The following is a 23,482-nucleotide window of genomic DNA, read 5'->3' on the forward strand; positions in this document are numbered from 1 at the left end:
GATTACAACTCCCGCAGGGCATCGCCGGGATCCGCGGCCTCGCGAGGCTTCGGCTCGTCTTTCGGATATCCCACCGCGATCGCCCCGAGAGGCGACCAGTCGGCGGGGAGATCGAGTTCCTCACGCACCACGTCGGGGGCGAAGATCGTCGAGCCGATCCAGCAGCTACCCAGGCCGCGTGTCGCGAGTGCCACGAGTAGACCCTGCACGGCCGCACCCGCGGCGACGGTGAACATCGTGGCTTCGGCGGCGGTGCGGCGCGCGTCCGGATACGCGTGGGCCCCGTCGGGAACCCAGAAGGGCACCAGTACTTCGGGGGCGTCGTAGAGGATCGATCCGCGTGCGAGACGGCGTTCGACGGCGACGGGTTCGAGTCCGTCGCCCGCGAGATCGTCGGCCCAGCGGTCGCGCATCCGGTCGAGGAGTCGACGGCGGACCTGCTCGGTGCGCACCCACACGAACCGGACCGGGCGGGTGTGGTGGGGTGCCGGCGCGGTGAGAGCCTCGGCGACCGCGTCGCGCAGGTCTTCGGGATCGACAGGTGAGGAGGCGAACTCGCGTATCGAACGGCGCAACAGCAGTGCTTCGCGTCGGCCCCGCTCGAGCGCCTCGGCGGTGCCGAGCCAGAACAGGTCGTCTTCGCCGCCGCGGACGAGTGCGCGCGCGGTGGAACCGTCGTCGGGTAGATCGAGGCCGCGCACTACCGCGACCGGGACTCCGCCCAGTTTGCCCTTGACGAGATCTCCCGCGGCCGCGATCTCGTCGGCGAGTGCGACGGAGGTGACCATGAGTTCGTTGCCCTGTGAGTCGTGAGAGCCCTCGTAGCCGTGGAGGACCGGCAGTCCGGCCGAACCGATCGCGGCGTCGGTCTGGCCGACACGCCACGCGCGACCCATGGTGTCGGTGACCACGACACCGACGGTGACCCCGAGTAGGTCGGAGATGCGGGCGCGTAGGGCGGCGGCGCTCGCATCGGGGTTCTCGGGCAACAATGCGAGTTCCGCGCCGTCGACGTTGGAGCCGTCGATACCCGACGCGGCCTGCACGATACCGAGTTTGTTCTCGGTGATCAGGGTGCGGCCCTTCTGGGCGAGCACCCGCACCGCTTCCTGTGTGACGAGGCGCCGCCGGAGGGCGTCGCGCGCGTCGGGGTCGGTGGGTGAGGGAACGATACGGCCCTCGGTTTTCGACAGGACCTTGCTGGTGACCACCAGGATGTCGCCGTCGGCGAGCCACGGCGCGGCAGTCGTGATGGCGGCTGCGATGTCGTCGCCGGGCCGGAACTCCGGCAGTCCGGTGACCGGCCGTATTTCGAGGGCTCCGCCTGGTGCGTGGTCGCGCACGGGGGCGCCGGCTGCGCGGTCTGCGCGGTCTGCAGAAATCACCAGTGTACTCCAGCGAGTTCCAGTGCGGCACGCCCCATTTCGGCGGTCGCATCGACATCGGTCATGAGCAGGGGCACGCTGCGGACCTGAACGCCGGGGACGTCGGCGTCGTCGGTCGAATGCACGAGCCAGCCGTCGAGGATCCCGGTGCCGGTGCGCGCTCCGTAGTGTCGGCCCACGGCTTCCGCGGTGGTGTCGACTCCGATAACGTCGAGGCACGCGTCGGCCATGCCGCGCAGTGGCTTACCGCCGACGACGGGGGAGAGGCCGACGATCTTCGCTTTCGTCGTCCGCAGGGCGCCCCGGATGCCCGGCACGGCGAGGACCGCACCGACGCTGACGACAGGGTTCGACGGAGCGAGAATGACCGCGTCTGCGGACTCGATGGCCTCGAGGACGCCCGGTGCGGGCTTCGCGTCGTCGGCGCCGATGTGGGCGAAGCTGTGGGTGGGTACCTGTGCGCGGTGACGTACCCACCACTCCTCGAAGTGGATAGCACGCTGCCCGCCGTCGGCGGGATCGGTGATCACGACGTGGGTCTCGCTGCGGTCGTCGGACACCGGCAGCAACGTGACGCCGGGCTTCCATCGCGTGGACAGCGCTTCGGTGACGGCGGAGAGCGGATATCCCGCGCGCAGCATGCGCGTGCGGATCAGGTGGGTGGCGATGTCGCGATCGCCGAGACCGAACCAGTCCGGGTCCGCTCCGTATGCTGCGAGTTCTTCCTTGGCGTTCCAGGTTTCGGCCCTGCGACCCCACCCGCGCTCGGTGTCGATTCCGTCGCCGAGCGTGTACATGCATGTATCGAGATCGGGACAGACCCGAAGTCCGTGCATCCAGACGTCGTCGCCCACATTGACGACGGCGGTGATCCGATGCGGGGCGTCGGGTTCGATGTCCGAGCCCGGTGCGATACCGAGAAGATCCCGCAGTCCTGTGAGAAAACGGGCACCGCCGACACCTCCGACCAATACAGTCACATTCACGGGGCCAGCCTATGCGGTGCGCGTGGTACCCCGTCGAGCGCCGTCCTAAACCAAGAAATGGCAAAGTCGTCGATCGTAAGCGAGAAAATCCGTTCCGCTTGACCGCGACACGCCCGGCGTGTCTAATCACATATGTGTCATTCCGGGTTTCCGGATCGGGATCGATTGTGACGACGTCGCATTCGAGCAAGATTCGGGGGGTGGCAGAAAGATCCCGATCCGCGAAAGTTGCGGCGCTGCAGGTGAGGAGGCGGAGGATGGCCGACGAGCGCGAAGTTTTCGAGATCTCTCGGATCGATACGGCAGTCGAGAGTGTCTGCGACGATTCCGACAACGAGACACCGATTCTGCAATTGATTACAGGATTCGGTGATTCGGCGGACGTCGAAGAGCAGTGGCAGGAGCGTGCACTGTGCGCACAGACCGACCCGGAGGCGTTCTTCCCCGAAAAGGGTGGTTCGACGCGGGAAGCGAAGCGCATCTGCCTTGGGTGTGAGGTTCGTGACGAGTGTCTCGAATATGCCCTTGCTCACGACGAACGATTCGGAATCTGGGGTGGGCTGTCCGAAAGGGAACGGCGGCGCCTCAAGCGCGGCATCGTCTAACGGGCGGGTCCGGCCCGGTACGGGGAGTACGGGCTTGATCCAGTCGTGTCCGGACGCGATGTGCGACGAAGGCCGGGTGCTCGGGAAGCCGAGCGCCCGGCCTTCGTCGTGTCGAGCTCAGTTCTCGTCGCCGAGATCGCCGAGTTCCGGATCGACGACCTCCGGTTCGATGCCGAGGTAGGTCGCGACCTGGTGGACGAGGACGTCGTGAACGAGATCGGTGAGATCGTCGGGATCCTCTGCGCGGAGTTCGAGCGGCCGGCGGAACAGCACGATCCGGGCGCGAGTGGCGGCGCCGCGCCGGTCGATGCCGGCCGGAACGAGCCTCGACAATGGGACCGGCCCATCAGCGACGACCTCGTCGGGCCAGTTCACCGAGTCGGGGTCGCGCGCACGAATCTTCGGAACATCGTCGACCGCGAGGTCGAGTTTCGTCAGGCGGTTGTGCCACTGAGCGTCGATCGGTGCGAACGCGCTGAGCACAAGGAGATCGAATTTCTCGGCCTGCGATTTCCACGCCGGCAGGTCGTGCGGAAACAGCGGTCCACGGATTCCGCGACCGCGTCGCGTCACCGCGCGGGACGACACAGGGGCGGTGCGACGTGCTCGGGCCATGTAGTGGACATTACGACAGAGGAAAACGGAGGGATGCTCCCCGGTGTGTCCGGTTAGTCCCGGGGCCGGCGACACGCTACGCTCCGATGCGTGAGATCACTGCGTCGATGCTGCCGGCCTGGGTGCAAGAACCCTGCTGTTGCGACGCTGACCTACGTGTATTCGGACTCGACCGCGGTCGTGGGGCCCTTGGCCACGGTCGCAGAGCCACACTCGTGGGATCTGTGCGAAACACACGGATCGAGGATTACCGCGCCGAAGGGCTGGGAACTCGTCCGATACGAGGGGGCGTTCGACACCGCGACCCCGGACGAGGACGATCTCACCGCCCTCGCCGAAGCGGTACGCGAGGCAGGCATGGGCGAACGCGAGCGTGCCGAAGTGGATCCGGCCGAAGCCGAGGCCGCTCCGCGCGCGGCGGTTCCGTCGACCGCACGTACCGGCCGCCGAGGCCACCTACGGGTGCTGCCCGATCCCACGAGCTGACTCCGTCGCACTAGGCTGATTGCGGATCTGCGCCACGAGGAGGGCGCGGTGCAGTTCGACGATCAGGAGCGGAAACAGTGGCGAGATCTGCCGAATCGGTTGCAGCCGTGATCAAGGCGTACGACGTTCGCGGCGTGGTGGGGGCGCAGATCGACGAGGAGTTCGTCCGCGAGGTCGGTGCGTCGTTCGCGCGTCTCGTCCGGGACGACAGCGCCGCACGCCGAGTGGTGATCGGGCACGATATGCGAGAGTCGTCCCCGACACTGGCGAGTGCTTTTGCCGAGGGCGTCGTCGCACAGGGACTCGATGTGGTGCTCATCGGCCTCGCCTCCACTGATCAGCTGTACTTCGCCTCCGGCATCCTCGATGCCCCCGGTGCGATGTTCACCGCAAGCCACAACCCGGCCCAGTACAACGGCATCAAACTGTGTCGTGCCGGAGCGAAGCCGGTTGGGCAGGAGACCGGGCTCGCGACGATCTCCGCCGAGGTGATCGAAGGGGTACCGGCATACGACGGCGCTCCCGGCACGATCGGCGAACAGGACGTGCTCGAGCAGTACGCGTCGTTCGTGCGTGGACTTGTCGACCTGTCGCAGATGCGCCCACTCAAGGTGGCGGTCGACGCCGGCAACGGGATGGGCGGACACACCGTCCCTGCCACATTCGGTTCGCTCCCGATCGATCTGGTGCCGTTGTATTTCGAACTGGACGGCAACTTCCCCAACCACGAAGCGAACCCGCTCGATCCCGCGAATCTGGTCGATCTGCAGCGACTCGTCGTCGAGTCCGGCGCCGACGTGGGCCTCGCCTTCGACGGCGACGCGGACCGTTGCTTCGTCGTCGACGAGCGCGGTGAACCCGTGACGCCGTCCGCGGTGACTGCTCTGGTCGCAGAGCGTGAACTCGGCAAGGAACCGGGTGCCACGATCATCCACAACCTGATCACGTCACGTGTAGTCCCGGAGCTGGTCACGGAGCTCGGCGGGAAACCGGTACGCACTCGTGTCGGGCACTCGTTCATCAAGCAGCAGATGGCTGAGACCGGTGCGGTGTTCGGCGGGGAGCACTCCGCCCACTACTACTTCCGCGACTTCTGGGGCGCCGACTCCGGCATGCTCGCCGCGCTGCACGTCCTTGCCGCGCTCGCAGACCACGACGGCTCGCTGTCCCATCTCATGGCGTCGTACAACCGGTACGAGGGGTCGGGCGAGATCAACTCCACCGTCGCCGACGCGGCAGAACGGAGCGAGGCGGTGGTGGCCGCATTCGCCGACCGCGCCCGGTCCGTCGATCGGCTCGACGGAGTCACCGTCGAACTCCCCGGCAACCGGTGGTTCAATCTGCGCGCATCCAACACCGAGCCGTTGCTGCGGCTCAATGTGGAGGCTCCCACCCGTGCAGAGGTCGACGCGCTGGTCGAGGAGATCCTGGCCGTCGTGCGTGCGTGACGGAAGTATTCATGGCAGCGATAATCGAGGTACCCGGCGCGTACGTTGCGTCGGGCAGACTCGAATCTGCGAGGAGAGAAAGGGGACACGGTCGTGACAGCTCCCTCGCCGCTGTTCGACTTCGATGACGCGAGCGCCCTGATCGAGGCCGATGTCGACGGAATCCTGCGCAGTGCCGCGCTGGGGGGCGCGCAGATTCGCGCGAGCGTCGCTGCCGCGGACGAGCATGTGCGCGACCGGCTGGACGGTATCCACCCGCGCAGCGTCGTCCTCGTCGGAGGTGATGTCCGGGCCGGTCGCGCAGCGGAACTCGTGGTCGCGCTCTTCTCGGCTCACTGTGCTGTGCCCCTCGTGGCCTCTCCCACCACACCTCCATGGGTGGGTCCGCTCGACGTCGTGGTCGTCGCCGGAAACGACGCGGGCGATCCGACGCTCGCCGCGTCCATCGCCGGTGCGCTGCGGCGAAGCGCGGAGGTCGTGGTGGATGCTCCCGACGAAGGTCCCGTCCGTTCGGTGTCGGCCGGCCGTGCCGCGTTGCTCGCGCCCCGCGTACATGTCCCGACGGCCTATGCGTTCGCGCGACATCTCGCTGTGTTCTGCGCGGTGCTGGCATCGCTGGAGGCATCTCGGCTCGGGAGAGCGCTCCCCGACCTCGGGATGATCGCCGATTCGGTCGACGCCGAGTCTGCACGCGACCATCCGTCGAACGAGGTCTTCGAGAACCCGGCCAAGGCGCTGGCGGTGCGGATGCTGTCGAGGCGCGTGGTCGTCGCGGGGGAGTCGCCGGCCACCGCGGTCCTGGCACGACACGCCACGGATTCGCTCTTGCAGGTTGCCGGTGTGATCGCCACAGCCGCGGCCCTGTCGGACGCGCTGGTGGCGCGAGATCGTCTGCTCGATTCGACCGCTGCCGCCGACACCTACGATCCGTTCTTCCACGACGAGGAACTGGACGGGCCCGCGCCGGTCGCGCCGGTCCGGGTATTCGTGCTCAGTACGGATGAGGACCGACCGGCCGCGCGACGGCGAGCCGCGGCACTACCGGATATGGACTTGGTGTCTGTTGTGGGGGAGTTCGAGGCCCGTGAGGTACCGCCTGTGCTCGAGCAGGTGGCGGTGCTGACCGCGCGACTGGAAATGACTGCGGCCTATCTGCGACTGGCCGGTGGTCGGTAGTGGACCGTCTCGAAGGTGCAGTGCGCTCCTACGCGTGGGGCTCCCGCACTGCCATTGCAACGTTGTGCGGCAGGAACGTGCCGTCCGATCATCCGGAGGCAGAGCTGTGGTTCGGTGCGCACCCGGCCGATCCGGCTCGGGTGATCGACGACGGTCAGGCGCCCGTGTCGTTGCTCGAGCTGCTCGACGAGGATCCGCCCGCGCAGCTGGGTGCCGACATCGTCGAACGCTTCGGCCCGAAGTTGCCGTTCCTGTTGAAGTTGCTCGCAGCAGAGGAACCGTTGTCGCTGCAGGCGCATCCCAGTGCCGCGCAGGCCGTTGAGGGCTACGCACGCGAGGAGTCGTTGGGCGTGCCGCTCGACTCGTCGGTGCGCAATTACCGCGACCCGAATCACAAGCCCGAACTGGTCGTCGCGTTGACACGCTTCGAGGCCCTCGCGGGATTCCGCGCTGCGTCGCGCACCGTCGAGTTGCTCGAGGCGCTCCGTGTGCCCGAGCTCGAACCCTATGTGGGCCTGCTTGCGGGCCAGCCGGACTCCGACGGACTCCGTGCCCTGTTCACCACCTGGATCACGTTGCCGGCGCAGGCGCTCTCCGCGCTTGTTCCGCGTGTCCTGGACGGGTGCGTGACGTATCTCGCGACCGGAGACGCTCCCCGCGAATTCGTCGCCGAGGTGCGCACCGCATTGCAGCTCGCCGAGATCTATCCCGGTGACGCGGGTGTGCTTGCGTCGTTGTTGCTCAACCGGATCACCCTCGAACCGGGGCAGGGCCTGTACCTCGACGCGGGCAACCTGCACGCCTATCTGCACGGGATGGGCATCGAGATCATGGCGAACTCGGACAACGTCCTGCGCGGTGGCCTGACTCCCAAACACGTCGATGTGCCGGAACTGTTGAGGGTGCTCGATTTCGGTGCGCCCGGGGTTCCGATCCTCGAGGCGGACCCGGTGGGTCCGCATGAATGGCGGTATCGCACGCCGGCTCCGGAGTTCGCTCTGTCGAGGCTCGAACTCGATGCTGGCGAGAGCGTGTCGCTGGCGCCGTGCGGGCCGCAGATCCTGCTGTGCACGTCGGGTTCGGCCACGGTCGAATGCGGTGGTGAGCGCATCGAGTTGGGGCAGGGCCGCTCGGTGTGGCTTCCGGCATCCGATCCGAAGCAGGAGATTCGTGCGGGTGATGCCGATGTGCAGGTGTTCCGTGCTCGTCTCGGGGCCGGATCGGGCGGACTTGTGAGTGCCTGACAGCACAGGTCCGGGAGGGACGGACCGCTCGTGCGTTCGCGCTCGACGGCGAGGCAGAAGGGCAGACCTGTTGCTCACCGTGACGGACTGATCACCTGAGAGCCGGGCTGGGGCGCGTCGTGCTGCCGTGTGTTGTATAGCCTGGTGGGCATCCACCGATTGCCGATAGGAAGAGGCATCCGCACAGTGTCTGACAACACGCTCGTCGCCGACCAGATCAACGGGCTCGATTTCAAGGTCGCCGATCTGTCGCTGGCCGAGTTCGGCCGTAAAGAGATCCGCCTGGCCGAGCACGAGATGCCCGGGTTGATGGCGCTGCGCCGCGAGTACGCCGAGGTCCAGCCCCTGAAAGGTGCGCGGATCTCGGGTTCGCTGCACATGACGGTGCAGACCGCGGTCTTGATCGAGACGCTTGTGTCGCTCGGCGCGGAGGTCCGGTGGGCGTCGTGCAACATCTTCTCCACGCAGGACCATGCCGCGGCCGCCGTGGTCGTGGGCCCGCACGGCACGCCCGCGGAGCCGAAGGGTGTGCCTGTCTTCGCCTGGAAAGGGGAAACCCTGGGGGAGTACTGGTGGGCGGCCGAGCAGATGCTCACCTGGCCCGGCCAGGCAGCCAACATGATTCTCGACGACGGTGGTGACGCCACGATGCTCGTCCTCAAGGGAGCCCAGTTCGAGAAGGCGGGCGTCGTGCCGCCGACGGACGAAGAACAGGACTCCGCCGAGTACCAGGTGTTCCTGCAGTTGCTCCGCGAGTCGCTCGCAGCAGATTCGAAGAAGTGGTCGACGATCGCCGAGTCCGTCAAAGGCGTCACCGAAGAGACGACGACGGGTGTGTTGCGGCTCTACCAGCTGTCGGCGGCGGGTGAACTGGTGTTCCCCGCGATCAACGTCAACGACTCGGTCACCAAGAGCAAGTTCGACAACAAGTACGGAACCCGCCACTCGCTGCTCGATGGCATCAACCGCGGCACCGACGTCCTGATCGGCGGCAAGGCAGCGTTGGTCTGTGGCTACGGCGACGTCGGTAAGGGCTGCGCCGAGGCGCTGCGTGGCCAGGGTGCACGCGTGTCCGTCACCGAGGTCGACCCCATCAACGCCCTGCAGGCGATGATGGACGGCTTCGACGTCGTCACCGTCGAGGGCTTCATCGGCCGGGCCGACATCGTGATCACCTCGACAGGCAACAAGGACATCATCACCTTCGAGCACATGAAGGCGATGAAGCACCAGGCGATCCTGGGCAACATCGGTCACTTCGACAACGAGATCGACATGGCGGGGCTCGAACGTGCCGCCGATGTCACGCGGATCAACATCAAGCCGCAGGTCGACGAGTTCCGTTTCGCCGACGGGCACACGATCATCGTGCTGTCCGAGGGGCGTCTGCTGAATCTCGGCAATGCCACGGGTCACCCGTCGTTCGTCATGTCCAACTCCTTCGCGAACCAGGTGATCGCGCAGGTCGAACTGTGGACGAAGCCCGACGAGTACGACAACGAGGTCTACCGCCTGCCCAAACATCTCGACGAGAAGGTGGCACGGATCCACGTCGAGGCCCTCGGTGGCGAGCTCACCAAGCTGACCAAGGATCAGGCCGAGTACATCGGTGTCGACGTCGAGGGCCCGTACAAGCCCGAGCACTACCGGTACTGACACCGAGAACCCGGGGACGCGTATTCGTATGGGTGTTCTGATCGTCGTCGAAGGTCTCGACGGAGCCGGCAAACGGACGTTGTCCGCCGGCCTCGTCGAGGCTTGGCGTGCGCGTGGTTCGTCGGTGGCAACGCTCGCATTCCCGCGATACGGGCAGTCCGTGCACGCGGATCTGGGCGCCGAGGCACTACGTGGCGGGCACGGCGACACCGCCTCGAGCATCGAGGCGATGGCCCTGCTGTGGGCGTTGGATCGTCGTGACGCGGCGGACGCGATCCGAAAACTCCTTGCCGACAACGACATCGTGCTGCTCGATCGTTATGTGGCGTCGAACGCCGCGTACACCGCTGCGCGGCACCACGAGTCGGCATCGGGGGTGTCCGTCGAGTGGGTGCGCGAACTCGAGTTCGGCAGGTTCGGTCTTCCTACTCCGGATCTGCAAGTGCTGCTGCGGGTCCCCGTGAGTCTCGCGGCCGAGCGCGCACGCACGCGGGAGGCCGCAGATTCCACGCGCGATCGTGATGTCTACGAGCGTGACGGCGACCTGCAGGCGCGCACCGGTGCGGTGTACGACGGGCTCGCTGCGCAGCGGTGGGCGTCGGAGTGGATTGTGGCCGGACCGGATTCCGACCCGCAACAACTCGCCGTTCAGATCTCAAATCTGCTTCACAACGGTCAAGGAGTGACACGATAGAGGTCATGAAGCCGAGGATTCTGGTTGTCGACGACGATTCTGCTCTCGCAGAGATGCTCACGATCGTCCTGCGTGGTGAAGGGTTCGAGCCGTTCGTGGTGGGCGACGGGACTCAGGCTCTGGGGGCAGTACGTGAGATCCGCCCCGACCTCGTCCTGCTCGATCTGATGTTGCCGGGCATGAACGGGATCGACGTGTGCAGGGTGCTCCGGTCGGATTCGGGCGTGCCCATCGTGATGCTCACGGCGAAGTCGGACACCGTCGATGTGGTTCTCGGCCTCGAATCGGGTGCCGACGATTACATCGTCAAGCCGTTCAAGCCGAAAGAACTCGTCGCACGGGTGCGGGCACGACTGCGCCGGACCGAGCAGGAACCCGCCGAGATGCTCTCCATCGGCGAGATCTCGATCGACGTTCCCGCGCACAAGGTCAGCCGCGGAGACGAGCAGGTCTCTCTCACCCCGCTCGAGTTCGATCTCCTCGTCGCACTCGCGCGGAAGCCGCGGCAGGTGTTCACCCGTGAGGTGTTGCTCGAGCAGGTGTGGGGATACCGGCATGCTGCTGACACCCGCCTGGTGAACGTTCACGTGCAGCGTCTGCGCGCGAAGGTCGAGAAGGATCCCGAGAACCCCGAGGTCGTGCTGACTGTCCGGGGGGTCGGCTACAAGGCCGGACCGCCGTGATCCGTGGTTACCGTCTGCGGCGGAGGATCACACGGAGAACTCTGCCGCTGCTGAGGTGGTCACGCACGCTGAGTCATGGGCTCGCGCAGACTTGGCGTCGATCACTGCAGCTGAGGGTCGTCGCATCGACCCTTACTCTGTCGTTGATCGTGATGCTCGTGCTGGGCGTCGTCCTCACGAGCCAGATCACCGACCGGCTCCTCGAAGTCAAGATCGATGCGGCCACCGAAGAGATGGAGCGCTCCCGCGCACTGGTCGAAGCTCAGCTGGCGGGAGCAGATGATTCCGGCTCGCTGACCGTCCGGCTCGACGGCGCCGCCGCGACCCTGACCAACAGGGGCAGCGATGCGGGACAGGACACGGGTGTCGCCGGTACCTTCGACCCGGTGCTCATCGTTCCCGGCGACGGACCGCGGGCGCCGACGGCGAGCGGTGCGGCCGATCAGATCCCGCAGAATCTGCGCGCGTTCGTCCAGAACGATCAGATCGCGTATCAATTCGCGACGGTCGACGACCCGGACGGGTATTCCGGTCCGGCATTGATCGTGGGCAGTCCGACCGAGTCCGACATCTCGACTCTCGAGCTGTATCTGGTGTTTCCCCTGGGCGGTGAGGAGAACACGCTGGCGCTGGTCCGCGGAACTCTTCTCGTCGGCGCCGGCGTACTCCTGGTGTTGCTGGCGGCGATCTCGATGATCGTCGCCCGGCAGGTTGTTCTGCCCATTCGATCGGCATCGCGTATCGCGGTGCGTTTTGCGGACGGCCGGCTCAAGGAACGCATGCCGGTGCGCGGTGAGGACGACATCGCGCGCTTGGCGATGTCTTTCAACGAGATGGCAGAGAGCCTGTCGCGGCAGATCACTCAGCTCGAAGAATACGGAAATCTGCAGAAGCGGTTCACATCCGACGTCAGTCATGAGCTCCGCACGCCGCTGACCACGGTCCGGATGGCTGCCGATCTCATTCACGACGGCAGCGACGAACTGGATCCCTCACTCAAGCGTGCCTCCGAGCTACTGGTCGCCGAACTCGACAGGTTCGAGTCGCTGCTGAACGATCTGCTGGAGATCAGCCGCCACGACGCCGGGGTCGCGGAACTCGCGTCCGAGCAACTCGACCTGCGCATGTGCGCGCGGGCAGCGATCGGAACGGTCCGTCACCTCGCGCGTGAGACGGCCACCGAATTGATCGTGGACCTGCCCGACGAGGCCGTCGACGCGGACGTCGATCCGCGCCGCGTCGAGCGGATCCTGCGCAATCTGCTCGCGAACGCCATCGATCACGGCGAGGGCAAACCGATCCTGCTGCGATTGCGCGCCGACGACAATGCCGCCGCGTTCGTTGTGCGCGACCAAGGTGTCGGTCTGCGTCCGGGTGAGGAGAAACTCGTCTTCAACCGGTTCTGGCGGTCCGACCCGTCGCGGGTGCGACGTTCGGGTGGAACCGGCTTGGGGCTGGCGATCAGCGTCGAGGACGCGAATCTGCACAACGGGAAACTGGAGGCCTGGGGGGAACAGGGCCGGGGCGCGAGCTTCCGGTTGACGCTGCCGCGCGTTCGGGGGCGTAAGGCGGGCCGGAGCCCGCTTCCGCTCGTGCCCACAGCGGTTCATGCGGTCCAGGGCAAGCCGCCCCCGGCCGTGCCAGAAGTCGAGAACGGAGTCGTCGAGCACGCGGCAGCTCCTGACCACAGCGCAGCTCCTGACCACAGCGCACAACCTGGACAGAGCAGCCCGACCCATGGGGCCGGCACGAACGGCAGCGCGGGAACGAACGAGCCCGCACCATCCGAAGGAGCCGCGACATGAGCCGCTCGCGTTCACGTGTCCTCGGCCCGGTGATCGTCTTGCTGTCGGCGCTCGCATTGGTGGTGTCGGGTTGTGCGAGTCTCCCCGATTCCTCGTCACCCCAGGCCATCGGGACGATCGACCGGGGGCCCGCGACGACGGAGGTCCCTGCGCCCGAACCGGGACGCGAACCCGACCTGCTCCTCCGTGATTTCCTCCAGGCGAATACCGACCCCGCCAATCGCCACGTCGCCGCCCGTCAATTCCTCACAGCGGAGATGTCGGGTCGGTGGGACGATGCGGCCAGCGCCACGATCGTGGACAAGGTCGATGTGCTGGCCGACGAACGTGACAACGACAGCGCGACGTACGTCGTGCGCGCGAACATCGTCGGACATCTCGAGGAAGGCGGCCTCTACCGCGCCGACAGCGGTGATCTCGAGGCGAGGTTCACGCTGGTCCGGGACGACGGCGAATGGCGGATCGACCAGATGCCGCCGGGCGTGATCATGGACAAGCCCCGGTTCCTCAACAGCTATCAGCGTCGGTCGCTGTACTTCGCCACACCCGACGGCAGCACCGTCGTTCCCGATCCCCGATGGATCTCCGGAACACCCGAGCAGGCGGCGACACAGCTGATCGGTCTTCTCGTCGAAGGTCCAAAACCCTCGCTTGCCCCGGCGGTCCACAACGAGCTGGCCGATGCAAGAATCCTCGGGTCGATCACCAAGGCGGACGGTCGGACCGGTCAGGTCGGTGTGGGGCTGGGCGGGATCCGGTTGGATTTCGGCGGACTTGCGGCGCTGACAGAACCGGCTCGGGAACTTCTGGCGGCCCAAGTGATCTGGACCTTGGCCAACGCCGAGATCGCGGGACCGTACGTCCTGCTCGCCGACGGGCAGCCGCTCGACGAGCGCTATCCGAACGGGTGGACCACCGCAGATGTGGCATCGATGAATCCCCTCGCGACCTCGGGGACGCCCCTCGGGTTGCATGCTCTGCTCGGCGGCAGTCTGGTCAGTGTCGCAGAGACCGGCGTCACCCCGGTGCAGGGCTTCTTCGGATCGGTCGACAACCTTCGCTCGGTCGGGATGTCACGGGACGGTGCGCTTCTGGCGGCGGTGGCCGATACCGGTCGGCCGGCACCGGAACCCGCTGCGGAACTCGTGGTCGGTGCCTACAACGACGGATCACCCGAGCCGGCGGTCGAAGGGGAATCGATCACGCGGCCGTCTTGGGCGCCCGACAGCAATTCCGTGTGGGCGGTTGTGAACGGCACTGCAGCTGTGAGGGCAGTCAGGGAACCTGGGAGCGGCCGGGTCACGGTGGTGGGGGTCGAAGCCGGAGCGATTCGCGCGCTCGGCGGCCGCATCAGCGAGTTGCGTCTGTCACGCGACGGCGTGCGTGCCGCGATGATCGTCGACGGGCGTGTCTATATCGCGATCGTGGTGCAGACCCCGAACGGCGAGTTCTCGTTGACGAGCCCACGCGAGATCGCGTTCGACCTGGGTGGCCCCGCACTCTCGTTGGACTGGAGTACCGCCGACACCGTCGTGGTCTCCCGCTCGGCGTCCGACATCCCGGTCGTTCAGATCGCAATCGACGGGTCACGAATGGATGCGCTTCCGAGTCGCAACCTGACACCTCCGGTCGTCGCGGTCGAGGCGTCGACAACCACCGAGTACGTTGCCGACACGAGAGCGGTGTTCCAGCTCAACAACAGCGATCCCGCGGGAGATCGTTACTGGCGGGAGGTTCCGGGCCTGGCCGGGTTGACCGCCGTGCCGGTATTACCGGGCTGATCTGTCGTACCGGGTAGGCACACTGTGCGGGTGCTGTCGACGTTGCTCGATCTCGTGCTCCCGGTCCGCTGCGGCGGCTGCGACTCGCCGGGGGTGCCGTGGTGCCGTGACTGTGCCCGCGAGCTGAACGACCCACCGGCGCAGGTGCGTGTGCGTGTCGATCCGGGGGTGCCGGTGTGGGCGCTCGGGACGTACTCGGGTGCTCGACGCAGGGCTGTCATCACGGCCAAGGAGCGTGGTCGCCGCGACCTCGCGACACCGCTCGGCCTGGCTGCAGCGGTCGCAATCGCTCGTGTGCGACGGTGGGGTGAGCTTCCTGACGGGCCGCTCATCGTGGTGCCTGCCCCGACCCGCGCCCGGGTCGCGCGTGCGCGAGGAGGCGACCCGGTCACGCGGATGGCCCGCTGCGCGGCCATGCACGACCCGTCGCTTCACGTGCATCCGATGTTGGTCACGGGTACCGGGGTGCGCGACTCGGTGGGGCTGTCCGCGGCGCAACGACAGACCAATCTCGCCGGACGGATCTCGATTCGTGCCGAGTCGATGCCGCGTGGACTTCCCGTGCTCGTGCTCGACGACATCGTCACGACCGGAGCGACCACGACGGAGGCTGTCCGAGTGCTCCGAAAGGCGGGGTTTCGGACGTCCGGAGTTCTGGTGATCGCACGTGCCTGACGGCATCTGTGTGGTAGGCGACAGGGTGCCGAAGAAGTGAATTCGATCGGAACAGTGGCGCACCTTCCGGTTACGTACTACCGTCGGCCTCAGACCCGGAAACAACAAGGTAGACGGGTAGAAACACTCGATCTTCCCTGTTCCGGGCAGGGCGCCGAAGGCGCTCATCGATCCTGCCGGTGCGCGTGCTGCACCGGCCGTACGCGGGAGGTACGAGTGACGACCCCTTTGAATTCCACCGACGTGGTCGCCGAGGCAGGCGACTCCGCTCCGCAGACCGTGAACGCCGACGTCGTGGTGAAAGGCCGCAACGTCGAGGTCCCAGATCATTTCCGGATCTACGTGTCGGAGAAGCTGGCTCGGCTCGAACGGTTCGACCCGACGATCTTCCTGTTCGACGTCGAACTCCAGCACGAACGCAACCGCCGCCAGATGAAGAGTTGTCAGAGGGTCGAGATCACCGCCCGAGGGAAAGGGCCCGTCGTCCGCGCGGAAGCTGCGGCCGACAGCTTCTACGCTGCGTTCGAATCGGTGACCGCCAAGCTCGAATCTCGGTTGCGTCGGACGAAGGATCGCCGCAAGGTGTCCTACGGCGACAAGACCCCGGTGTCGGTGGCAGAAGCAACGGCAGAGCTCGCGCAAGACGATTCTCTCGGGATCTCGCCGGACCTGAGCCTCGACAGACACGAACCGGAGCCGGAAGGGCCCGGCCGGATCGTCCGCACGAAGGAACACACGGCGGATCCGATGACGGTCGACGACGCGTTGTACGAGATGGAACTCGTGGGTCACGACTTCTACCTCTTCCATGACAAAGAGACCGACAAGCCATCGGTGGTATACCGCCGTCATGCGTTCGACTACGGGTTGCTCAGACTCGGATGACATCCGTCTGAGACGGCGGTGAGGTAGTCGCTATCGCCGTTCATTCGAGAGAACGCCTACCATGGAATCCGGCCGGGGTCCGAAAGGCCTCGGCCGGATTTCATTGTCCGTGCAGGTACCCGAGATTGAGGACGAACACACCAGTGCTGTCGCTGACGAAGCTGCTCCGATTCGGTGAAGGTCGCATGCTCAAGCGGCTCAAGCACATCGCAGAGCACGTCGAATCCATCGCCCCGGAGTTCGAAAGCCTGACCGATGCGGAGCTGCAGGCCAAAACCGCAGAGTTCCGTGGTCGTTTGCAGGACGGCGAGACTATCGATGACCTGCTTCCGGAGGCGTTCGCGACGGCTCGGGAAGCGTCGTCCCGCGTCATCGGCCAGAAGCACTACACCGTGCAGATCATGGGTGGTGCCGCCTTGCACTTCGGCAATATCGCCGAGATGAAGACCGGTGAGGGCAAAACCCTCACCTGTGTTCTTCCGGCCTACCTCAATGCTCTGACCGGTGACGGCGTCCACGTGGTCACTGTCAACGACTACCTCGCCAAGCGCGACTCCGAGTGGATGGGACGTGTCCACCGGTTCCTCGGTCTCGACACCGACGTGATCCTCTCCGGCCTCACCCCGGCCCAGCGGCGCTCTGCATATGCGGCCGACATCACGTACGGCACGAACAACGAGTTCGGTTTCGACTACCTGCGCGACAACATGACGCACTCACTCGACGACCTGGTGCAGCGCGGGCACAATTTCGCTGTCGTCGACGAGGTCGACTCGATCCTCATCGACGAGGCCCGTACCCCGCTGATCATCTCGGGTCCGGCCGACGCCTCGAGTAAGTGGTATGCGGAGTTCGCGCGCATCGTGCCGATGCTGAAGGTCGATGTCCACTACGAAGTGGACATCAAGAAGCGCACCATCGGTGTGCACGAGGCCGGCGTCGAATTCGTCGAAGATCAGCTCGGTATCGACAATCTGTACGAGGCGGCCAACTCTCCGCTGGTCAGCTACCTCAACAACGCGATCAAGGCGAAAGAGCTCTACACCAAGGACAAGGACTACATCGTCCGCGACGGAGAGGTCGTCATCGTCGACGAGTTCACCGGACGTGTGCTGTCCGGCCGCCGCTACAACGAGGGCATGCACCAGGCGATCGAGGCCAAGGAAAAGGTCGAGATCAAGGCAGAGAATCAGACCCTCGCCACCATCACGCTGCAGAACTACTTCCGGCTCTACGACAAGCTCTCGGGCATGACCGGTACAGCCGAGACCGAAGCAGCCGAACTCCACCAGATCTACGACCTCGGTGTCATCCCGATCCCGACCAACCGCCCGATGATCCGTGTGGACCAGGGCGACCTCATCTACAAGTCCGAAGAAGCGAAGTTCGCTGCCGTGGTGGATGACGTCGTCGAGCGGCACCGCAACGGCCAGCCCGTCCTGATCGGTACTACCAGCGTCGAACGTTCGGAGTACCTGTCGAAGCAGTTCACCAAGAAGGGCGTGCAGCACAGCGTCCTCAACGCGAAGTTCCACGAGCAGGAAGCGCAGATCATCGCGGAGGCCGGCCGGGCGAGTGCGGTCACTGTGGCGACCAACATGGCGGGCCGTGGCACCGACGTGGTGCTCGGCGGCAACCCCGACATCCTTGCCGACATCGCGTTGCGGAAGCGTGGTCTGGATCCGGTCACCACGCCGGAGGAGTACGAGGCCGCGTGGGACCGGACCCTCGAGCAGATCAAGGCCGAGGTCAAGGCAGACGCAGAGCGGGTGCGTGAAGCCGGCGGACTGTACGTCCTCGGCACCGAGCGACACGAGTCGCGACGTATCGACAATCAGCTGCGTGGTCGTTCCGGTCGTCAGGGCGATCCAGGTGAGTCCCGGTTCTACCTGTCGCTCGGCGATGAGCTGATGCGGCGCTTCAACGGCGCGGCACTCGAATCGATCATGACCCGGCTCAACCTGCCGGACGACGTCCCGATCGAGGCGAAGATGGTGTCGAAGGCCATCAAGAGCGCACAGACGCAGGTCGAGCAGCAGAACTACGAGATCCGCAAGAATGTCCTCAAGTACGACGAGGTGATGAACCAGCAGCGCACCGTCATCTACGAGGAGCGTCGCCGGATTCTGCGTGGCGAGGATCTCGAAGGTCAGGTTGAGCGCATGCTCACGGATGTCGTCACCGCGTACGTCGACGGCGCCGCTGCTGAGGGCTACGTCGAGGACTGGGACCTCGAGCAGCTGTGGACTGCGCTCAAGACGCTCTACCCCGTCACCGTGGACTACAAGAAGCTCGTTGCGGAGAACGAGGATCTCGACCGCAATGAGCTGCGCGAGATCCTGTTGCAGGACGCACGCGAGGCATACGCGCGTCGCGAGTCCGAGATCGAGGGCATTGCCGGTGACGACGCGATGCGCGAACTCGAGCGGCGGGTGCTGCTTTCGGTTCTCGACCGCAAGTGGCGCGAGCATCTCTACGAGATGGACTACCTCAAGGAGGGCATCGGGTTGCGGGCGATGGCTCAGCGCGACCCCCTCGTCGAGTATCAGCGCGAAGGCTTCGACATGTTCACGGGGATGCTCGAGGGCCTCAAGGAGGAGTCGGTCGGGTTCCTGTTCAACCTGCAGGTCGAGGCGAACGCGACCCAGGCGCAGGCAGCCGGAGGCGGAGTTGCCGTCACCCCCGCGTCCGCGGCTGCGGCTGCCCGCAACGCACCGTCGATGGCCAAACCTGCCCAGCAGCCCCAGCAGCCCCAGCAGCCTCAACGGCTACAACCCCAGCAGCAACGCGCGCCTCAGCAGCAACCCGTGCCCCGGCAGCAACCCGCTCCGACGGCGCTGCGAGCGAAGGGACTCGACGAAACCGAGCGTCGACTCACGTACACCGGACCGGCAGAGGACGGTCGCGCGCACGTCGCCCGGAGCGCCGGCCCGAACGAGGGGGCAGCCCCCCAGCAGGGCGGGACGCGCCGGGAACGCCGTGCCGCTGCCCGCAGGGAGGCCAAGACGAATCGGCAGGGCTGATCGCGTCTCGGGTGATCCCGTTCAGCCGAGCCACAGGGTAGTGATGACCCAGCCGTGACGGGTGTGTCCGCGCGCCGGTGTGCGCACCATTCGTCCGGCCATCGCGAACACTCGATGTCCGCGCGCATACGACCCGAACAATTCTGCCGTGCGGGCATCGATCGTCTGCAGGCGTGCGCGGAGCACAACGGCCGAGTCCGCTTCGGTTCGCGCACGACGCGCCGCACTGAAGGTCGTGACCAGCGCCGGGGTGAGGACCGTCGAGAGTTGGGCGTCCGGTCGGCGGCCGTCTACGACTTCGAGTACGAGCCGCACGGCGAGGTCTGCGAATCGGCGCGCGCTCGGATCGACGCTGAGGGTGTGACCCTGCGTCGGTTGTTCCACTGAGTGGTGCGGTCGACGCCGATCCGCGGCGGTACGGGTGCGGATTCGCCCGGACCGACCGGAGTGCGGCGTGGTTCGGCGCAGGACACTCGGACGATGGCCGGTGCAGGGATCCTGAACCGGGGGTTCGAAGTGTGGAACGGGTTGGATGAAGCGGCCGGACTGTGGACGTGACATTGGCAGAACTCCCGGAGCGTCGACTGGAACCGGCCGGCGAATGCCGGTCGGTGTTGGGCTCCGGGAGAGGACGGAACCAGGCCTATCGTGGCATATCGTTGCGGAGGGGACTCGGCGACACGGTCGGGGACAGGGGAGAAACGGTGCTGCGTGGATTGATCTTGGACTTCGGGGGTGTTCTTGCCGGTCCGGGTACGGAGGCAGACGCGCTGTGGACGATGGTCGCCCAGTTGCGTCGCCAAGGCGTGCGCACGGCGATCCTGAGTAACGATCCCGGTGGTTCCGGGCCGGGTGCGCGTTCTCTGCGTCACCTCGGATCGGGCCGCATGGTCGACGAGGTCATCCTGTCCGGCGACGTCGGCGTCGCGAAACCCGACTCACGGAGTTATCTCCTGGCCGCACGACGGTTGGCTCTGGAACCGTCGCACTGCGTGTTCGTCGACGATCTCGTCGTGAACGTGCGCGCCGCCGCCGCGGTCGGGATGGTCGGTGTCCACCACGACGTTGCGCGCGCAACGAGGGCGGAGTTGGCCGTACTCTTCAGTGTCGATGGAGCATCGGACGATGCAGACGGGATCGAGGGGGGCGCTTCGGTATGACGAACCGCATGACGGCGCAGGATGCATCGTTCTACTACCTGGAGACCAGCACTACTCCGATGCACATCGGATCGTTGGCCATCCTCGAACCTCCGGAAGGTGGACTCGAGTACGAGAGTGTCGTCCGGCTCGTCGAGAAGCGTCTTCCGGAAGTCTCGAGATATCGGCAGAAGGTTCGCGAAGTAGCGTTCGGTCTGGCGCGTCCGGTCTGGGTCGACGATCAGGATTTCGACATCACCTATCACGTACGACGCTCGGCGTTGCCCCGGCCAGGATCGGACGAGCAACTGTTCGACTTGATCGCGCGTCTGGTTTCCCGTCCCCTCGATCGCACACGCCCACTGTGGGAGATGTATCTCGTCGAAGGCCTCGCCGACGGTCGGGTCGCGTTGTTCACCAAATCCCACTCCTCGCTCGTCGACGGCGAGGATTCCCTCGAGATCGGGCAGGTGCTCTTCGACCGCACCCCCGAGCCACGCGAGGTTCCCGAGGAACTCTGGATGCCCGAGCAGGAGCCGTCGGACACCGCGCTGCTGGTGGGTGCACTCGCCGACTTGGTGGCGCGGCCCGGTGAAGCAGTGGCAGCGGTGCGCACGGCGCTCGATGATTTCGCGTCGACGGTCTCGGAGACGGTCGACGTGGTGGGCAGGCTCGCGCGCACTGCCGCGCAGTCCGCGCCGGAATCGCCGTTGAATGCCCCGATCTCACGTAGCCGCCGGTTCACGGTCGTGCACTCCGGCCTCGATCCCTATCGGAAGATTCGTGCGCGCTACGGTTGCACGATCAACGACGTGGTCCTCGCCGTCATCGCGGGTGCGTTGCGTTACTGGCTGTTGTCCCGCGGGGAGCCGGTCACCGAGGCCACCACCGTACGCGCGATAGTGCCGATGTCGGTCTACACGCAGGAGCCGGAGGGGTCGGCCGGTGACAGCGACACCATCCAGGTCCACCCCCAGGGAGAGGTGTCCTCGTTCCTGGTGGATCTGCCGGTCGGTGAGCCGAATGCGGTGGTGCGCCTGTCGCACATCGCCCACGCGGGTGAAGCCTATTCGCGGCAGCGGCGCAGGATCGCCGCACAGACGATGATCCGGCTGTCGGGTTTCGCGCCCGCCACGATGCACGCGGTGGGGGCCCGGGTCGCGACGGGATTCTCGCAGCGGATGTTCAATCTCATGATCACCAACGCACCCGGCCCGCAGCACGCTCTCTATCTTGCGGGGGCACGGGTTCTGGCGATGTATCCGGTGTCGCCGTTGCTCAAGACGCAGGCGCTCAGCGTTGCCCTCACATCGTACGACGGCAACATCTACTACGGTTTGAATGCAGACCGCGATGCCATGCCCGACGTGGATGTCCTCGCATCATTACTGCACGAATCGCTCGAGGAGTTGTTGGATGCCAGTAGGTGAGAAGTGACGCGCGTCTATGTACCGGCGACGCTCGCGATGTTGCAGCGGCTCGTGGCCGACGGAGAAATCGATGCCGTGAGCGGGACGGCCTTCGCCGTCACTGCTGCGCTGCGTGAGGCATACACCGCAGGGGACGACGACGAGCTGGCCGAGGTCGCGATGGGGGAGGCGGCCCGAGCCTCACTGCGATTGCTCGGGTCAGAGGACAACGCCGGGACCCTCGGACCGAGGCGGGTCGTGATCGCGGCCGATGTCGACGGTGCGACACCCCGACCCGATCTCGACGATGCGGTGGTGAGGCTCGACGCGGCGCTCTCGATGTCGGCTGTCGCGTCGGTCCACGTCGACCTCGGTACTGCCGAGAGCGACGTGGCGCGTGCCGTGGCGATGATCGACGCGGCCGATCTCGGCGACGAAGAAGCAGAATTCGTGCTCGGCGACGCCGAAGACCACGAACTCGCGTGGTACGCCGCTCAGGAGCTACCGTTCCTGCTCGAACTTCTCTGAGGTCTCGTAACCTACGCCACCGTAACTTCTGCTAACCTACGGTGGCGTAGGAATCAGCGAGGAGAAGGTGTCGGATGGGTTTGAAGGAATGGATCGAGAAGCCGGCGGCCCATGTCGTGTCTTCGGAGCGGTCCCTGTCCAATGTGGTGCGTGGTGCCGTCGCACGCGTGACCACGCCGCTGTTGCCCGACGACTACCTTCATCTGGTCAATCCGCTCTGGTCCGCACGTGAGCTCCGTGGTCGCATCGTCGCGGTGCGTTCGGAGACGCCCGACTCGGCCACCATCGTCATCCGTCCGGGCTGGGGTTTCGACTTCGAGTACGAGCCGGGACAGTACATCGGCATCGGTCTGCACATCGAAGGGCGCTGGCATTGGCGTTCGTATTCGCTGACCTCCACGCCGGTTCGCAACGACAAACTCATCTCGATCGCTGTGAAAGCGATGCCCGAGGGTTTCCTCTCCAGTCACCTGGTCAGCGGTGTTCCGGCCGGAACCGTCATTCGGCTCGCGGCCCCGCAGGGTGACTTCGTCCTTCCTGATCCGCCCCCCGCGAAGATCCTCTTCCTCACAGCAGGCAGCGGCATCACGCCGATCATCTCGATGCTCCGGACGCTCGACCGTCGTGCGACCGAGCGCGGTGCCGAGATCCCGGATGTGGTCCATGTCCACTCGGCACCCACCCGCGACAGCGTGATGTTCCGTTCCGAACTGGAGGGGTTCGACGAGACCCACGAACGGTTCCGGTCGCACGTGCGGTTCACGCGCGAACAGGGCAAGTTCGCCCTGTCGAGTCTCGACGAGGTGTGCCCGGACTGGCGTGAGCGCACCGTCTGGGCGTGCGGACCTCAGGCGATGCTCGACGATATCGCTGCCCATTGGAAGGACGCGGGTATCGACGAGTTGCTCCACCTCGAGCGATTCGCGGTCTCCCGTGCCGACACGTCGGGATCCGGCGGTACGGTCACTTTCGCGAAGTCGGGCAAGACGGTCACCATCGACGGCGCAACCACTCTGCTCGAGGCGGGGGAGAGTGTCGGTGCTCTCATGCCGTTCGGCTGCCGCATGGGAATCTGTCAGACTTGTGTGGTGCCGTTGGACAAAGGGCACATCGTCGACCTCCGGTCGGGCAAGGAGCATGCAGAGGGCGAGCGCGTCCAGACCTGCATCTCCGCGGCCGCAGGCGACTGCACGCTCGACGCCTGACCGCGTCGTTCCCATGCAGCGTCGTTCACCACAGCGTCGTTCAACACAGGGGGA

General features: G+C 66.0%; 21 protein-coding genes. 17 read left to right on the top strand and 4 right to left on the bottom strand.

The window, feature by feature from the left end; all coding sequences use genetic code 11:
- Positions 1–2: 2 nt before the first annotated feature.
- On the bottom strand, positions 3–1,382 hold the full coding sequence (locus ACZI8W_RS13995; RefSeq protein WP_463369127.1) for a coenzyme F420-0:L-glutamate ligase: 1,380 nt from the start codon (positions 1,380–1,382) through the stop codon (positions 3–5).
- Entirely contained in the window at positions 1,382–2,371 is a 990-nt protein-coding gene (cofD, locus tag ACZI8W_RS14000) for a 2-phospho-L-lactate transferase (RefSeq protein ID WP_463369091.1), read from the bottom strand. Before cofD ends, ACZI8W_RS13995 begins: the two co-directional genes overlap by 1 nt.
- A gap of 344 nt (positions 2,372–2,715) precedes the next feature.
- On the opposite strand from cofD, the gene ACZI8W_RS14005 reads away from it, so the two are divergent.
- Entirely contained in the window at positions 2,716–2,976 is a 261-nt protein-coding gene (locus ACZI8W_RS14005) for a WhiB family transcriptional regulator (RefSeq protein WP_199233150.1), read from the top strand.
- Between the two features lie 117 nt (positions 2,977–3,093).
- Here the strand turns inward: ACZI8W_RS14005 and ACZI8W_RS14010 are convergent, their stop codons facing one another.
- Positions 3,094–3,591 (bottom strand): metallopeptidase family protein, encoded by a 498-nt coding sequence (locus tag ACZI8W_RS14010; RefSeq protein ID WP_463369092.1) that lies wholly within the window; start codon positions 3,589–3,591, stop codon positions 3,094–3,096.
- A 90-nt stretch (positions 3,592–3,681) separates the two neighbouring features.
- Here ACZI8W_RS14010 and ACZI8W_RS14015 point away from each other — a divergent pair, with 90 nt between their 5' ends.
- The 12 genes from ACZI8W_RS14015 (at position 3,682) to secA (ending at position 19,147) form a co-directional block, all read left to right on the top strand.
- Positions 3,682–4,077 (top strand): DUF3499 domain-containing protein, encoded by a 396-nt coding sequence (locus ACZI8W_RS14015; RefSeq protein ID WP_463369093.1) that lies wholly within the window; start codon positions 3,682–3,684, stop codon positions 4,075–4,077.
- Between the two features lie 77 nt (positions 4,078–4,154).
- Positions 4,155–5,525: a phosphomannomutase/phosphoglucomutase gene (locus ACZI8W_RS14020; RefSeq protein ID WP_463369094.1), complete on the top strand. Its 1,371-nt coding sequence runs from the start codon at positions 4,155–4,157 to the stop codon at positions 5,523–5,525.
- Positions 5,526–5,618: 93 nt separating this feature from the next.
- Positions 5,619–6,701 (top strand): tobH protein, encoded by a 1,083-nt coding sequence (locus ACZI8W_RS14025; protein WP_463369095.1) that lies wholly within the window; start codon positions 5,619–5,621, stop codon positions 6,699–6,701.
- Positions 6,701–7,945, top strand: coding sequence for a mannose-6-phosphate isomerase, class I (gene manA, locus ACZI8W_RS14030; protein WP_463369096.1), 1,245 nt, complete (start codon positions 6,701–6,703; stop codon positions 7,943–7,945). Before ACZI8W_RS14025 ends, manA begins: the two co-directional genes overlap by 1 nt.
- 186 nt (positions 7,946–8,131) lie before the next feature.
- Complete coding sequence (gene ahcY / locus ACZI8W_RS14035; RefSeq protein ID WP_463369097.1) at positions 8,132–9,601, top strand: adenosylhomocysteinase; 1,470 nt, start codon at positions 8,132–8,134, stop codon at positions 9,599–9,601.
- Between the two features lie 28 nt (positions 9,602–9,629).
- Positions 9,630–10,295: a dTMP kinase gene (locus tag ACZI8W_RS14040; RefSeq protein WP_463369098.1), complete on the top strand. Its 666-nt coding sequence runs from the start codon at positions 9,630–9,632 to the stop codon at positions 10,293–10,295.
- 5 nt (positions 10,296–10,300) lie between these two features.
- Positions 10,301–10,978 carry an MtrAB system response regulator MtrA gene (mtrA, locus tag ACZI8W_RS14045; RefSeq protein ID WP_463369099.1) on the top strand — a complete coding sequence of 226 codons (678 nt, stop codon included), beginning with the start codon at positions 10,301–10,303 and terminating at the stop codon, positions 10,976–10,978.
- 50 nt (positions 10,979–11,028) lie between these two features.
- Positions 11,029–12,783: an MtrAB system histidine kinase MtrB gene (gene mtrB, locus ACZI8W_RS14050; protein ID WP_463369128.1), complete on the top strand. Its 1,755-nt coding sequence runs from the start codon at positions 11,029–11,031 to the stop codon at positions 12,781–12,783.
- Positions 12,780–14,564 carry an MtrAB system accessory lipoprotein LpqB gene (gene lpqB / locus ACZI8W_RS14055; RefSeq protein WP_463369100.1) on the top strand — a complete coding sequence of 595 codons (1,785 nt, stop codon included), beginning with the start codon at positions 12,780–12,782 and terminating at the stop codon, positions 14,562–14,564. Before mtrB ends, lpqB begins: the two co-directional genes overlap by 4 nt.
- Positions 14,565–14,594: 30 nt before the next feature.
- Positions 14,595–15,239, top strand: coding sequence for a ComF family protein (locus ACZI8W_RS14060; protein WP_463369101.1), 645 nt, complete (start codon positions 14,595–14,597; stop codon positions 15,237–15,239).
- A 228-nt stretch (positions 15,240–15,467) separates the two neighbouring features.
- Positions 15,468–16,124, top strand: coding sequence for a ribosome hibernation-promoting factor, HPF/YfiA family (gene hpf / locus ACZI8W_RS14065; protein WP_463369129.1), 657 nt, complete (start codon positions 15,468–15,470; stop codon positions 16,122–16,124).
- 185 nt (positions 16,125–16,309) lie between these two features.
- On the top strand, positions 16,310–19,147 hold the full coding sequence (gene secA, locus ACZI8W_RS14070; RefSeq protein WP_463369130.1) for a preprotein translocase subunit SecA: 2,838 nt from the start codon (positions 16,310–16,312) through the stop codon (positions 19,145–19,147).
- A 21-nt stretch (positions 19,148–19,168) separates the two neighbouring features.
- Here the strand turns inward: secA and ACZI8W_RS14075 are convergent, their stop codons facing one another.
- Complete coding sequence (locus tag ACZI8W_RS14075) at positions 19,169–19,531, bottom strand: Rv3235 family protein (protein WP_463369102.1); 363 nt, start codon at positions 19,529–19,531, stop codon at positions 19,169–19,171.
- 275 nt (positions 19,532–19,806) lie between these two features.
- Between ACZI8W_RS14075 and ACZI8W_RS14080 the strand changes: the two genes are divergently transcribed.
- The 4 genes from ACZI8W_RS14080 to ACZI8W_RS14095 all read left to right on the top strand — a co-directional run bounded on the left by ACZI8W_RS14080 (position 19,807) and on the right by ACZI8W_RS14095 (position 23,428).
- Positions 19,807–20,307: an HAD-IA family hydrolase gene (locus ACZI8W_RS14080; RefSeq protein WP_463369103.1), complete on the top strand. Its 501-nt coding sequence runs from the start codon at positions 19,807–19,809 to the stop codon at positions 20,305–20,307.
- Positions 20,304–21,716 carry a WS/DGAT/MGAT family O-acyltransferase gene (locus ACZI8W_RS14085; RefSeq protein ID WP_463369104.1) on the top strand — a complete coding sequence of 471 codons (1,413 nt, stop codon included), beginning with the start codon at positions 20,304–20,306 and terminating at the stop codon, positions 21,714–21,716. The genes ACZI8W_RS14080 and ACZI8W_RS14085 overlap by 4 nt, the downstream gene beginning before the upstream one ends.
- A 3-nt stretch (positions 21,717–21,719) precedes the next feature.
- Positions 21,720–22,223, top strand: coding sequence for a DUF6912 family protein (locus tag ACZI8W_RS14090; RefSeq protein ID WP_463369105.1), 504 nt, complete (start codon positions 21,720–21,722; stop codon positions 22,221–22,223).
- A 74-nt stretch (positions 22,224–22,297) separates the two neighbouring features.
- A complete protein-coding gene (locus ACZI8W_RS14095) occupies positions 22,298–23,428 on the top strand; it encodes a ferredoxin reductase (protein WP_463369106.1) in 1,131 nt (376 codons plus the stop codon).
- Positions 23,429–23,482 lie beyond the last annotated feature (54 nt).

The sequence above is a fragment of the Rhodococcus ruitaii genome (assembly GCF_055230935.1).

Coding starts and splice junctions, on each gene's coding strand:
- secA (WP_463369130.1), top strand. CDS start 16,310: ATGCTCAAGCGGCTCAAGCACATCGCAGAGCACGTCGAATCCATCGCC.
- mtrA (WP_463369099.1), top strand. CDS start 10,301: ATGAAGCCGAGGATTCTGGTTGTCGACGACGATTCTGCTCTCGCAGAG.
- lpqB (WP_463369100.1), top strand. CDS start 12,780: ATGAGCCGCTCGCGTTCACGTGTCCTCGGCCCGGTGATCGTCTTGCTG.
- ACZI8W_RS14010 (WP_463369092.1), bottom strand. CDS start 3,591: ATGGCCCGAGCACGTCGCACCGCCCCTGTGTCGTCCCGCGCGGTGACG.
- ACZI8W_RS14040 (WP_463369098.1), top strand. CDS start 9,630: ATGGGTGTTCTGATCGTCGTCGAAGGTCTCGACGGAGCCGGCAAACGG.
- ACZI8W_RS14085 (WP_463369104.1), top strand. CDS start 20,304: ATGACGAACCGCATGACGGCGCAGGATGCATCGTTCTACTACCTGGAG.
- ACZI8W_RS14095 (WP_463369106.1), top strand. CDS start 22,298: ATGGGTTTGAAGGAATGGATCGAGAAGCCGGCGGCCCATGTCGTGTCT.